The organism is Mucilaginibacter pineti, from assembly GCF_900101875.1.
GTDB classification, from domain to species: Bacteria; Bacteroidota; Bacteroidia; order Sphingobacteriales; family Sphingobacteriaceae; genus Mucilaginibacter; species Mucilaginibacter pineti.
Genome location: NZ_FNAI01000008.1, coordinates 112,141 through 124,822, shown reverse-complemented (window position 1 = coordinate 124,822; position 12,682 = coordinate 112,141). Strand labels below are relative to the sequence as shown.

Genomic DNA, 12,682 nt, shown 5'->3' with positions numbered 1-12,682 from the left:
ATTTAAAAATTTTATTTATTACTGTGTTCTTACAATAGTAATGTTAGGAGCAATGAACAATCTAACATTTTCGCAGATCCTTCATCCTGTGAAATGGAGTTATGCCGCGAAACGTATAAATGTCAAGGAATATGTTATAATGCTAAAAGCGGACATTGAAGATGGTTGGCATATTTATTCTGTAAATCAAAAAGATGGTGGACCTAAAAAAACATCATTCAAATTTACGGCTACATCTGGTTATAGTCTTGTTGGTAAAGTGTCTGAGCCGCCCCCTATGACTAAATTTGATAACACCTTTGAAGTCGATGTAAGCTATTTTAATAAATCAGTCATATTCCAGCAAAAGATCGTGACAAAGAATGTGAAGGAATTTGCTGTCGCAGGTAAATTGGAATTTATGGTTTGTAATGACCATCAATGTTTACCTCCTGAAACCGTTGAGTTTAATATCCCGGTAAAATAAATCGAATATGATTAAAAAAACTTTTTTAGTCTTAGCCGCATTACTTTATTTTTCTATAGTAAAGGCACAAAAGACCAGTCATGTTATAGTAATGAGCATCGACGGTTTCCGTCCCGAAATGTATCAGAATACCAGCTGGCAAACGCCGAACCTGAAAGCACTGATGAATCAAGGTACTTACGCAAACCATATGTTAAGTGTATTCCCAAGTTATACCTATCCTACCCATACGGCTATGGTAACAGGTGCTTTTCCTGCAAGGTCTGGGATTTATTACAACCAGCCGGTGGGTAGTAAAGGCGACTGGCATTGGTTTACGAGTGCGATCAAGGTTCCTACGCTTTGGCAGGTATTAAAGAAAAGTGGTAAAACTACTTCGGCGGTAGAATGGCCGGTGAGTGTGGATAAAGACATTACTTATAACGTGCCTGAGATTTGGTCGGATAAAGTCTTTCGGCTTCCAAACCTATGCGACCCTTGATCTGGGTTATAAACTCTTTTTCCTGAAAAAGGAATTTTCATCTTCTGTTTCTCAGTTCTAATCGCCGATCTCTCATGCGGCTTTTTGGAACAGAAATGCACCCGGTAACTGGGTTACTGGCTGCTATGGAATTGTTTTTACTTGGGGCGCAGCTCATGAGCTGGCTGTATTTCCCCAAAGAACGGCGCGGTCTGCTCTATGTCTGGCTGCTGGTGCTGATGATCCTCTATAACATCTTTGGCGGGTTCTTTCCAGACCCAACGCTTACCTGGATTCACATCAAGCTGCAAATGATGCTGGCCTGGGGCAGCGGCTTTGCCGTTGCGGCTTACCTGCCGTATTACTTTTATGCGGCTTTTGAGCTCAAAAAGTTGAAATTCTTTGCTTTTAAGGGCATGCTCTTCTTTTTAGCCTTGCCTTACCTGATCTTTTTTGTCGTGGAATACCACTTATCAGAAGACATTGATTTTTCGATACGCTGGGGGCTGATCGCCTCGGCGCTTTATGGGGTTGCTTTTTTCTGGTATGCCTTTAAGGCCATTGGTGAACGCTACCGTGGGAACCTGGAATCCGAACGGCTGGAAATGTACCTGACCTATATCGCGGTACTGCCCTGGATCTGCATGATCCCTTTTGGTTATTTCAGGGTAAGCCAGTTAACCGAAGTACTGACCACCAATACCGGTTTTTTGATCATTACGGCCATTTTAGCCGCCCGTTCGGTGCGCGAAAGACGGCAGCAGCGCGAGGAAAAAGACCTGACCATTAGCCTATTAAAACTTTCGGCCGCTGAGATCTTTGAGGCAAATTGCCTGAAATTTGACATTACCCCAAGGGAGCGGGATATTCTGCAATACATCAAGCTGGGAATGACCAATAAAGAGATCGGCGAAAAGCTTTTTATTGCGGAAAAAACAGTAGGCAATAACTTGCAGAACCTGCACCTGAAAACGGGCGCTAAGACCCGAACCGAGCTGGTAAACATCCTTTTTACCGCACAAAAATAGCTGCAAGAGCGCAAAAAAGTTGTCGGAAATGTTTGGCAGGATCTTGCAGGAAAACAATCTAGGAGTGTCAATAGTTCCGACACTTCTGTGAGCACTTCTTCTCAACTGGATTCGGCGATTCCCGCCAGCAGGATTGCCTCGCTGTCCTCGGGTGAATTTGTGGGTATTGTTGCCGATAACCCTGACCAAAAGATCGGTTTAAAAATGTTCCATGCAGAGATCGTGAATGACCACGACGCAATAAAAACCGAGGAAGCAGGTTTTCAGTCATTGCCACAGGTTAGAGAAGTGGATCAGGAAACCATTTATGCAAACTATTTGCAGATCAAACAGGATATTCAGGAAATATTAATTGCAGAATTGGGCGGTGACAGCAACATAGATAAAGAGGCTGCTTAACATGATCTTAATGCAAATGCCAGAATTAGATAACAGTAATTAAAGGTGTAATTCCCTGGCAATTACACAACTTTGCTGCCGAATTGCTATATTGCAATTGCAAAATGGGAAAATACAGCGCAGCTTCCTGGACAGATGATATTTTACTGGATTTGATCCGGCTGGAAGACGACCGCGCTGCTTTTTCTGAGTTGTATACCCGTTATTGGGACATCTTAATTGACGCAGCTTTTAAGCGGCTTAAGTCAAGAGAAAGCGCTGAAGAGCTGGTCCAGGACTTGTTTGTAAGTTTTTTTATGCGAAGACGGGAGATTAATCCGAAATCTACCTTAGAAGCCTATCTTAAAACCGCATTGAGAAATCAGGTGTTCAGAACTTTTCACATACAGCAATCGCACCAAAAAGATTTGGCGGGTTTGATGACAAGGGAAAATATCCAGCCTTTTATGCCTGATGAACTGCTGGAAGCGAAAGAACTTAAAGAAAAGATCTACCTGATTGCAGAAAAAATGCCTGAGAAATGCCGGGAGGTATTCATCATGAGCAGGTATGAACAATTATCCCATCAGGATATTGCAGATAAACTTAATATTTCTGTTAACACCGTAAAACGTCACATCACCAAAGCGCTCAGTATTCTGAAAAACGAAGTACAGGGTCATCAGGTAGATCTGATCGCATTCTGCGTTTTCGTTAGCTTAACCGCAAAACTGTAATAAATTATTCACCTGATAATCAACAGCTTAAAAATTAATTTCCTTTCAGACTAGTACCTGCCTGTCTTTTTTTGAAATACCCTTATATAAGGTCACAAAAAATGGACGAACAGCAATACATCAATACTTTACTGGAAAAATTCACCAAAGGCAAAATTTCTGAAAATGAACTACAGGAATTGATCGGTTGGTATGACAAATTCGAGAATGATCCGGGATATACCGACATCCTAAATGAAGATTCCCGTAGGCAAATCAAGCAACAGCAATTTTTAAAGGTTGAGGCAAAGCTGGAAATAGAACTTACTGCTGCAAAACCGCTACAGCTCAAACGCCAAGTTAGTCTATGGCCGCGTATCATCGTTGCAGCTTCCTTGCTGGTCTTCATTTCAGCAGGTCTGTATTTCTTGAATAAGAAGAAGGCGGATGTAACTGAAACTGCTTTAATAGAAATCGGGAATTTTCCGGCAGGAAGTAATAAAGCTACATTGACTTTAGCCAATGGCCAGCTCATCAACTTAACTGGCGCCAAAAATGGGCAACTGGCCACACAGGGTAACACAGTGATCAATAAGTCTGCTGATGGAAAAATTGTTTACGGAAAAGCCGGTGAAGATAATTCGGTTTTGATAAACACCATGACTACGCCACGTGGCGGAACTTATCAACTTACCCTTTCAGATGGTACAAATGTTTGGCTGAATGCAGCTTCATCGATCACCTACCCTTCTGCATTTAAAGGAGACACGCGCGAGGTAGAAATCCGAGGCGAAGTTTATTTTGAAATCGCCCATAATCCTTCAAAGCCTTTCAGGGTTAAAGGTGCCGGTCAGTATGTCGAAGTTTTGGGAACACATTTTAACATCAATACTTATGACGGCAGCGTGAGCACGACATTGCTTCAGGGCTCTGTGCGTGTAGTTGCCGGAAACAATACCAAGATCATAAAACCCGGTGAGCAGGCCAATGTAACAGGTTCGGAAATCAAAGTAAGTGCGGTAGATGTGGATGAAACAGTAGCCTGGAAAAATGGCTATTTTGACTTCACAGATGCAGATATAAAAACGGTCATGGAACAGATTTCCCGCTGGTATGATGTAGATGTCGTGTTTGAAGGAACGCTAAGCAAGGAAACCTTTACAGGCCGGATACCAAGGTCGTTTGATTTAAATAAAACGGTCAAGGTAATGCAGTTATCAAAATCAGTAAAACTTACAGTTCAGGGAAGGAGGCTTATGGTTAGGTAGAAATTTCTTTCCATGATTCTGATAAAAAAAGCCAGGTGTGCTAGAACACAACTGGCCGATGACTGGATCATGTTCAATATAAGCTGTTGAACTTTTTAAACTTTAAACCAGACAAACAAACTTAGGCAATATTGATGAGAATTCAATACGGAGGGGCTGTCGTTGGCCTGTTAAGTATTTGTCACAAACAATACGACGAATGAATAAGAATTTTACACAAAAAACAGATGTGCTGCGAAAACGAAAGTACATCTCCACTAAAATACTGTTAATGATGAAGCTGACCACCTTCCTTATTTTGATTAGTATCATGCAGGTAAGCGCAACCAGCTTCGCGCAGAAGATTTCTCTGTCCGAAAAAAATACGCCTATTGCTAAGGTCTTTAAAAAAATAACTGCACAAAGTGGGTATGCTTTTTTTGTTTCTGGCGAGACATTGAAAGGCGCAAAACCTGTAACCATTTCGGTTAAAAACATGGAGCTGAGTGAGGTGTTGGCACAGATTTTTAAAGACCAGCCGGTAAGTTTTGCTTTGGAAGATAACATAGTTGTTGTTTCCAAAAAAGCCGAACCCACCTTCATCGAAAAAGTCATGGCCCGATTTCAGGCAATTAATGTGCGAGGAAAGGTAGTGGATTCTGCTGGGAATGCATTGCCAGGGGCGAGTGTAAAAGTTAAAGGTAAAAATCAATCTACGACAACTAACGCTAATGGCGAATTTGGATTGATCGGTGTTGATGAGACTGCGACATTGCTGATTTCTTATGTTGGTTATCAGGTAAAAGAAGTTCAGGCAAAAGCCGATTTAGGGGCTATCACTTTGATTTCAAATACGACTGATTTGCAGGAGGTAACAGTAAACAAAGGTTACTACACAGAGAAAAAGCGTTTGTCTACAGGGAATGTGTCAAAAGTTACAGCAGCAGAAATCGGAAACCAACCAGTAAATAACCCACTCATTGCTCTTGAGGGAAAAATTCCGGGACTGCTTGTAAATCAAACAAGTGGAAATTCTGGAGCTACCGTAAGACTGCAGTTAAGAGGAAGGAATTCCATAACAAATAATTCAGATCCTTTGTATATAATTGACGGAATGCCATTCGGACCAAACAACGGTATAATCAATAGTTTTACAAACATAGCTTCACAGGGCACAGAAGGTAAGGGAAGTTTAAGCGCATTTAGTAGTATTAATCCGCAAGACATTGAAAGTATTGAAGTATTAAAAGATGCGGATGCAACGGCTATATATGGAAGCAGGGGCGCAAATGGCGTAATACTTATCACAACTAAACGAGGAAAAACTGACAAAACTACTTTCGATGTTAATCTAAACTCGGGATTTAGCGAAGTCAATAAAATGCAACCATACCTTAATACCCAGCAGTATCTTGCATTTCGAAAAGAGGCTTACAACAATGCTAACCTTATACCAAGTGAATCCGACGGACAGGATTTAGTGGTTTATGACCAAGATAAATATACTAATTTTCAAAAACTCTTGATCGGCGGAAGAGCAAAAACAACAGATTTGCAACTAACGCTGGCCGGTGGGTCTGGCAACACACAGTTTAGAATCTCCGGAGGATTTCGCCATGACGGAACGGTTTATCCTACAGAGAAAAAGAATGAGCGAGCGTCGTTTAGTTCTCGACTGAATCACGTTTCAACAGATGGGAAATTCTTTTCCAATTTAGCCTTCAACTATTCATTAAACGATAATGGACTATTTGTCGGTACACTTGATGGTATTTCACTTCCTCCTAATACTCCAGATCTTAAGAATTCAGACGGCAGCTTGAATTGGTCTTACAAAGGAGTTGGGTTTGTTAATCCATTGGCACAATTCCTAAAGAATTACCAGTTGAAAACAGATAACTACTTAATAAATTTTGACTCAGGTTATAGCTTTACAAAAGATATCACTTTTAAGACATCACTTGGGTATAATGGATATTATACTGATGAAAAAACTCAGAATCCAATATCATCTTTAGATCCGAATTCTGGCGCTACAACAGGTTCTGCAGGTTTTTCTAATCAGAATTATAAAGGTATGATCGTGGAGCCCCAGTTAGACTATAAGAAAATGTTTGGCAAACATAAAATTAGCACTTTAGTCGGAGGTTCTTGGCAGTATCAATATCAGATTGCAAATACCATTAGGACTTCGGGTTATACAAATGATGCTTTGCTTGGTTCTATTAATTCAGGTGCCAGCCCTAACGTGAATTCCAGAGATAATGTCTCCAGTAAATATAAATATGCAGCAGTTTTTGCTAGGTTAAATTATAATTTTGATGATCGTTTGATTATCAATTTGTCTGGTCGCCGTGACGGATCAAGTCGATTTGGGCCAGACCAAAGATTCAGTAATTTTGGATCTATAGCTGGAGCATATATATTTTCAGATGATTTAATAAAGAACGATCTATTGCCCTTCCTTAGTTTTGGGAAAATACGAGCTAGTTACGGCATAACTGGAAGTGATCAAATTGGGAATTATAGGTACTTAAGTACATACTCACCTGTAACTTCTTATCAGTCGATGACCTCTATCAATCCGACAGCATTAAATAATCCGGATTATCGTTGGGAAAAAAACAAAAAATTCGAGACATCCCTTGAGTTGGGATTTTTAAAAGATAGAATTTCTTTGAATGTAACATACTTCGATAATAGAAGCGGAAATCAATTGGTAAGCTATACTTTACCTCAACAGACAGGATTTGAAAATATCCTTCAGAATTTAGATGCAATTATCGCAAATAATGGTTATGAGTTTGAATTGAGTTCGATTATCATAAAAAATAATAAATTTCAATGGACTACATCGTTCAATATTAGCTTTATAAAAAATGAACTTGTAGCCTTTCCGGGACTGGAAACTTCACCATATAAAACCACTTATGTGGTTGGAAAATCGACAAATCTCATTTATAAGGCAAAGTATCAAGGCATTGATCCTAATACAGGAGAAATGTTGGTTGAGGATATAAACGGCGATGGAGAAGCCGATTATAAGGATGCACAATATCTAGGGAACTTAGATCCAAGATATTTTGGGGGTATAAGTACCACGCTTTCTTACAAGAATTTCTCGCTATATGCATTTGCCGAATTCAAAAAGCAAATAGGAAAGAATTACTATTTCACGACGTCAACATCTAGTCAATATCCAGGTATAATGTTCAATCCATCAACATTATTTTTAGATCGATGGCATAAAATAGGCGATCAGGCACTAGCTCCGAGAATAAATGCTGATTACCCTTTACCAACCATTATAGCCTACCAAAATTCAAATATTGGATATTCAGATGCGAGTTACCTGCGATTAAAAAATGTTTCTTTATCGTATGACTTTTCTGGAAGTCTTTTGAAAAAATGGAAAATCAATTCGCTTAGATTTTATTTGCAGGGGCAAAACCTGTTAACTATAACCCATTATAAAGGTGCTGATCCTGAAGTGCAGTACGCTTATCAGCTGCCACTATTAAGAACATTGACCGCAGGTTTACAAATTAAACTTTAATATTATTATTATGAAAAACTATAGAAACAAAGCATATTTTACAGGATGCAAAGTTCTCTCCTTAATCTTATTAATTGTTACATCTTCTTGCAATAAGTTAATTGATATTCCAGCTCCTGAAGGTAAAGTATCATCAGAAAATGCTTTTGCAAATGATGCTTCCGCTACGTCAGCAGTTCTAGGAATCTATTCAGGAATAGCTTCATTCCAATGGATGTTAACAGTTAACAATACTGTTAACAGCAGTCTGATGACAGATGAACTTACATACAATGGAAGCGATGCAACATATCTTCAGTTTTATCGCAATAGCATTTCTTCGAATAATACAATAGTAGAATTTAGTTTTTGGCAGAAATCTTACGAGTCAATCTACAGAATAAATTCTGCGATTGAGGGGTTGACTTCCAATACTTTAGTTAAGGAATCGTTAAGAAATCAATTACTTGGAGAATGTAAATTTTTGAGAGCATTCACTTATTTCTATTTAATTAATTATTTCGGTGATGTACCGCTTGTACTCACTTCTGATTATAGGGTTAATGCAAAGCTTTCGCGGACAAATTCTAAGGAGGTGGAAGAAAGTATTCTCGCTGATCTTTTAGCTGCACAAAGCCTATTGCAAGAAAACTACCCTACAAATGAACGTGTCAGGGCAAATAAATGGACTGCAACAGCTCTTTTGGCCAGATTTTATTTGTATCAAAAGCAATATTTGCTTGCAGAAACCGCATCTACAAGCATAATTAATTCTACTATGTACTCGCTTGTCCTTGCTAATTTAAACGATGTTTTTCTTGCTGGAAGTAGCGAAGCTATTTTTCAATTTAAACCAAGTAGGAACAACACTAATACTGAAGAGGGCGCAATATTTGTTCCATCTGTTACATCGACTGTCATCCCCAATTTTACGATTTCAACCGCACTGATGAATAAGTTCGAACTAGGCGATAAAAGAAAAGCCGAATGGATCGGAACTTTAAAAGTGAACGATACAGACTACTTTTATCCTTTCAAGTATAAGCAAGGATCAAGTTTTACTTCTTTAACTGAATATCTTATTATTTTTAGACTGGCTGAGCAGTACTTAGTTCGCGCCGAAGCAAGAGCGCAGCAGGGTAACTTAACTGGAGCTATATCTGACATAAATATTATCCGTGCTAGATCTCGTGATAGCAGTATTACAGGAGCTCTTCCAAACCTTCCTACTACACTTTCAAACATTCAGACATTAGATGCTATTGAGAAAGAGCGGGCTGTAGAGTTTTTTGTTGAACAAGGCTTTAGATGGATCGATTTGAAAAGAACGAACAGAATAGATGTTGTAATGAAATCAATTAAACCAACAACTTGGGAAACTACTGATGGCTTATATCCAATTCCTGCCAATCAGATTTTGGTAAATACAGCATTGTTGCAGAATCCCGGTTATAATTAAATCCAGACACTGGTTAGTAATACTGGCCAGTGTCTTAAAAATACGAATATGACAATTGAGAAAATAAGCAAACTTATGTTCACTTTGCTAATAATATGCTCCCTTTCAGTATTTGCACAAAGGGTTCCAACTTCACCATTAAGAGTAGGAGAAAAGATTCCTGATATTTATTTGAAGAATATAATTAAATATAAAAAGTCACAAGCAAAGCTTCTGTCTGAATTCGGAGGCAAACCAATCATTCTCGATTTCTGGAATACAGTTTGTAAATCCTGTATTGAACGACTACCCCTATTGGATTCAATTCAAAAAGAAAACAAAGATCAATTGACGATTTTATTAGTTAATAAGTTCAAAAATCCAGATTATACAAAAAGGGTAAGCGACTTCTTTAAAGATAACAAATTCGTGAGAAACGTGTCATTGCCAACGACTACGGAGGATGATGAAATGGCTAAATTTTTTCCAGGAGAGCCATATCAAGTTTGGATTGATAATGAGGGTATAATACAATCCATTTCGGAAGAAATCAATAGAGAAGATGTTAAGCAGTTTTTATTAACAGGTAGAATTAATCTAAAACAATACGCTGGAATTATGAGCCCGCTCGTCAATTCTAATAACTTTTCATTAATGAAAATTGACGAAGACTATAATAGGGGCAATAACTTAATTCAATATAGTTACTTTTCAAAATTCGATTCTATATCTACTTATCCAAATCATCAGGGGGTATATCTGAAAAATAATAAACTAAGGATTATTATTAAAAATCAAAGCCTCGCTGGAATTTACGAAGCATTATTTGTCAAGAATCAATATCTAGGTAATGAAATTTTCCATAGATCTCAATTAATTGAAGAGTATAGTGACACTGTAAAGTATAGGCTTAATGATATTGTGAAATTTGAAAACCTAGACCAAAATATCAAAGAACGACTATTCTGTTATGAGAAGGTATCATTAGATACTTCATATAGCATATTCTACAGCAATATGAAGAATGATTTGGATGGTTTTTTTAATCTTAATAGTTCCATTGTCAAAAGGAATATCGATTGTTTTGTAATAAGACGCATAAATAATTCAAGCCCGGTTCTACCAATTATAGAAAACGATTCAAACAAAACACCATTCCAAGTTTTCATTCGAAATCTTAACGCTGATAAAAGCATACTATTTACTAATAAAAATTCATCACGATATGTACACCCGCTAGTTGATGAAACAGGTTTTAAAGGAGAGATTTCAGGAATACCTGATCTTCCGCCTCCAAACATGTGGAATGATCTTAAATACATAAACTCTATTTTAAGAAAATACAATATCATAGTATTTAAAGAGAAAAGAGAGCTGCCAGTTATTTTATTAACCAAGAACTTATGAAAAAGATGTTCTTTACTACAATACTTTTGGTATTTTTTTTCAATGTTATCAATGCCCAAATAGATAGACCCGTAAAATGGTCTTTTGCTTCAAAAATTATAGGCGATAAGGAAGCTATTGTTTTTATTAAAGGAACTATTGAAAAAGGATGGCATATTTATTCAACTAAACAGGCGAAAGGAGGTCCTTTCAATACAAGAATCTACTTTTCACCTGCAGATAATTATTTATTGAAAGGAAATGTCGTTGAACCTACTCCAATAACGAAAAGGGAACAAGTCTATGATATGAATGTTTTCACTTTTGAAGATGAGGTAACTTTTCTGCAAAAAATAAAATTTAAACGGTCAAATCTAGTAATAAAATGCAGCGTGGAGTTCATGGCTTGTACAGACAAAAAATGTCTAAATCCCGAGACTGTCAATTTCGAAGTTCCTATTAAATAGTTATGCAACCTTGCCTTTTGAAATCCACCACTTTTTTAAATATCCAACCATCTTAAATTCCCGGATGGTTGGATATTTGGAACATTTTGCTTGTGCTGACTAATCTCGGCAAGCTAAACTAACTTATTAATCCAAATACAAACTGATGAACAAAACATTTCTCCAATTTTTGCTCGTAACGCTATTCTCGTTTTCCACAATGGCACAGGAAAGCAAACACGTCATCCTACTATCCATCGACGGATTCAGGCCAGAATTCTACAACGACCCAAGCTGGAACGCGGTCAACTTACAAGCCCTGGTAAAAACCGGGACCTCAGCAGACCATATGCTCAGCGTATTCCCCAGCTATACCTACCCAACCCATACCGCAATGGTAACCGGAGCATTCCCCGCAAGATCAGGAATCTACTATAACCAGCCAGTGGGCAGCAAAGGCGACTGGCACTGGTTTACCTCTGCCATCAAAGTACCCACCCTTTGGCAGGTGCTCAAAAAAAGCAACTTAACCACTTCTGCCGTAGAGTGGCCGGTAAGTGTAGATAAAGACATCACTTATAACATCCCCGAGATCTGGTCAGATGCCTATCCGGACCGAATTACAGAACCGAGGAAATATGCAACCCCCGGCCTGATCGAAGAAATAGAACTCAACGCAACCGGAAAGCTCGACAAGTTCAACATGGACGAAGAAGCATTCAGCATGGATGACAATTCTGCACGCATGGCAGCCTACATCTTCAAAACCAAAAAACCCGCTTTTCTCGCGGTTCACTTTGCCCAGGCAGACGGACAGCAACACGAACACGGCAGAGATGCCGACAGCGTAAAACTCGCCGTTGCAGGCGTTGATCACAACATCGGCGTAATCATGGAAGCTGTACGCAGATCAGGTATGGCCGAAAACACCACCATCATCATCGTTGGCGATCATGGTTTCAGCACCATCCACACCGTATTCCGTCCCAACATGCTGATCAAAACCCTGCCTGCCAAATTCATCGCCGCAGGCGGCTCCTGCTTTCTATACAGAAGTGCCGGAACATCAAAAGCAAATGACGCATCAACAGTAAAAGCCGTAACCGACTCCTTAAATAAACTTCCAAAAGACAAACGAAAACTCTTCCGGATCATCGACCGAAAAGAACTCGATAAAATGGGTGCAGACAGTTCCGCAATCCTGGCACTCGCCGCCATACCCGGCACCGTATTCAGCGGATCATTAGCCCCCGCCAAAGTAACCAACCACGGCCCAGGGACCTTAATCCAAAATAATCCACTGGAAGGTGTCTTTTTCCCAACCACCGGAGGACACCATGGCTACGATCCGAACATAAAAGAAATGCACACCGGATTTATCGCATCAGGCGCAGGAGTAAACAAAGGCAAGATGATCAACGAAATCCGTGCAGTAGATATTGCACCTTTGATTGCAAGACTATTAGGCATTGAGTTTAATACGCCTGATGGAAAACTAGTTCCCGGAATAATTACCAATAAAAAGCTATAGTTAATTAATCATTACGGGCTGGTACCGGTGACCGGTACCAGCCTTTTTATT

Annotated in this window: 11 protein-coding genes; all 11 read left to right on the top strand. The window is 39.0% G+C overall.

The window, feature by feature from the left end:
* The first annotated feature begins 52 nt into the window (after positions 1–52).
* Positions 53–466 (top strand): protein-disulfide reductase DsbD N-terminal domain-containing protein, encoded by a 414-nt coding sequence (locus BLS59_RS17575; protein ID WP_240315262.1) that lies wholly within the window; start codon positions 53–55, stop codon positions 464–466.
* A gap of 7 nt (positions 467–473) precedes the next feature.
* On the top strand, positions 474–947 hold the full coding sequence (locus BLS59_RS17570) for an alkaline phosphatase family protein (RefSeq protein WP_091151006.1): 474 nt from the start codon (positions 474–476) through the stop codon (positions 945–947).
* Between the two features lie 95 nt (positions 948–1,042).
* Complete coding sequence (locus BLS59_RS17565; RefSeq protein WP_162842676.1) at positions 1,043–1,954, top strand: response regulator transcription factor; 912 nt, start codon at positions 1,043–1,045, stop codon at positions 1,952–1,954.
* Positions 1,955–2,041: 87 nt separating this feature from the next.
* Positions 2,042–2,353, top strand: a complete 312-nt coding sequence (locus BLS59_RS17560; protein ID WP_143014156.1) for a hypothetical protein — start codon at positions 2,042–2,044, stop codon at positions 2,351–2,353.
* Positions 2,354–2,457: 104 nt separating this feature from the next.
* Positions 2,458–3,069, top strand: a complete 612-nt coding sequence (locus tag BLS59_RS17555) for an RNA polymerase sigma-70 factor (protein ID WP_091151000.1) — start codon at positions 2,458–2,460, stop codon at positions 3,067–3,069.
* 101 nt (positions 3,070–3,170) lie between these two features.
* Positions 3,171–4,316 (top strand): FecR family protein, encoded by a 1,146-nt coding sequence (locus tag BLS59_RS17550; protein ID WP_091150999.1) that lies wholly within the window; start codon positions 3,171–3,173, stop codon positions 4,314–4,316.
* Positions 4,317–4,515: 199 nt separating this feature from the next.
* A complete protein-coding gene (locus BLS59_RS17545) occupies positions 4,516–7,851 on the top strand; it encodes a SusC/RagA family TonB-linked outer membrane protein (protein WP_091150997.1) in 3,336 nt (1,111 codons plus the stop codon).
* A gap of 10 nt (positions 7,852–7,861) precedes the next feature.
* Entirely contained in the window at positions 7,862–9,289 is a 1,428-nt protein-coding gene (locus BLS59_RS17540) for a RagB/SusD family nutrient uptake outer membrane protein (protein ID WP_091150995.1), read from the top strand.
* Between the two features lie 48 nt (positions 9,290–9,337).
* Positions 9,338–10,675 (top strand): TlpA family protein disulfide reductase, encoded by a 1,338-nt coding sequence (locus tag BLS59_RS17535; RefSeq protein WP_091150993.1) that lies wholly within the window; start codon positions 9,338–9,340, stop codon positions 10,673–10,675.
* Positions 10,672–11,121, top strand: a complete 450-nt coding sequence (locus BLS59_RS17530; protein ID WP_091150991.1) for a protein-disulfide reductase DsbD domain-containing protein — start codon at positions 10,672–10,674, stop codon at positions 11,119–11,121. The genes BLS59_RS17535 and BLS59_RS17530 overlap by 4 nt, the downstream gene beginning before the upstream one ends.
* Before the next feature lie 145 nt (positions 11,122–11,266).
* Positions 11,267–12,631, top strand: a complete 1,365-nt coding sequence (locus BLS59_RS17525; RefSeq protein ID WP_091150989.1) for an alkaline phosphatase family protein — start codon at positions 11,267–11,269, stop codon at positions 12,629–12,631.
* The last annotated feature ends 51 nt before the right edge of the window (positions 12,632–12,682 follow it).

Coding starts and splice junctions, on each gene's coding strand:
- BLS59_RS17540 (WP_091150995.1), top strand. CDS start 7,862: ATGAAAAACTATAGAAACAAAGCATATTTTACAGGATGCAAAGTTCTC.
- BLS59_RS17545 (WP_091150997.1), top strand. CDS start 4,516: ATGAATAAGAATTTTACACAAAAAACAGATGTGCTGCGAAAACGAAAG.
- BLS59_RS17565 (WP_162842676.1), top strand. CDS start 1,043: ATGCACCCGGTAACTGGGTTACTGGCTGCTATGGAATTGTTTTTACTT.
- BLS59_RS17570 (WP_091151006.1), top strand. CDS start 474: ATGATTAAAAAAACTTTTTTAGTCTTAGCCGCATTACTTTATTTTTCT.
- BLS59_RS17550 (WP_091150999.1), top strand. CDS start 3,171: ATGGACGAACAGCAATACATCAATACTTTACTGGAAAAATTCACCAAA.
- BLS59_RS17575 (WP_240315262.1), top strand. CDS start 53: ATGAACAATCTAACATTTTCGCAGATCCTTCATCCTGTGAAATGGAGT.
- BLS59_RS17530 (WP_091150991.1), top strand. CDS start 10,672: ATGAAAAAGATGTTCTTTACTACAATACTTTTGGTATTTTTTTTCAAT.
- BLS59_RS17555 (WP_091151000.1), top strand. CDS start 2,458: ATGGGAAAATACAGCGCAGCTTCCTGGACAGATGATATTTTACTGGAT.
- BLS59_RS17525 (WP_091150989.1), top strand. CDS start 11,267: ATGAACAAAACATTTCTCCAATTTTTGCTCGTAACGCTATTCTCGTTT.
- BLS59_RS17535 (WP_091150993.1), top strand. CDS start 9,338: ATGACAATTGAGAAAATAAGCAAACTTATGTTCACTTTGCTAATAATA.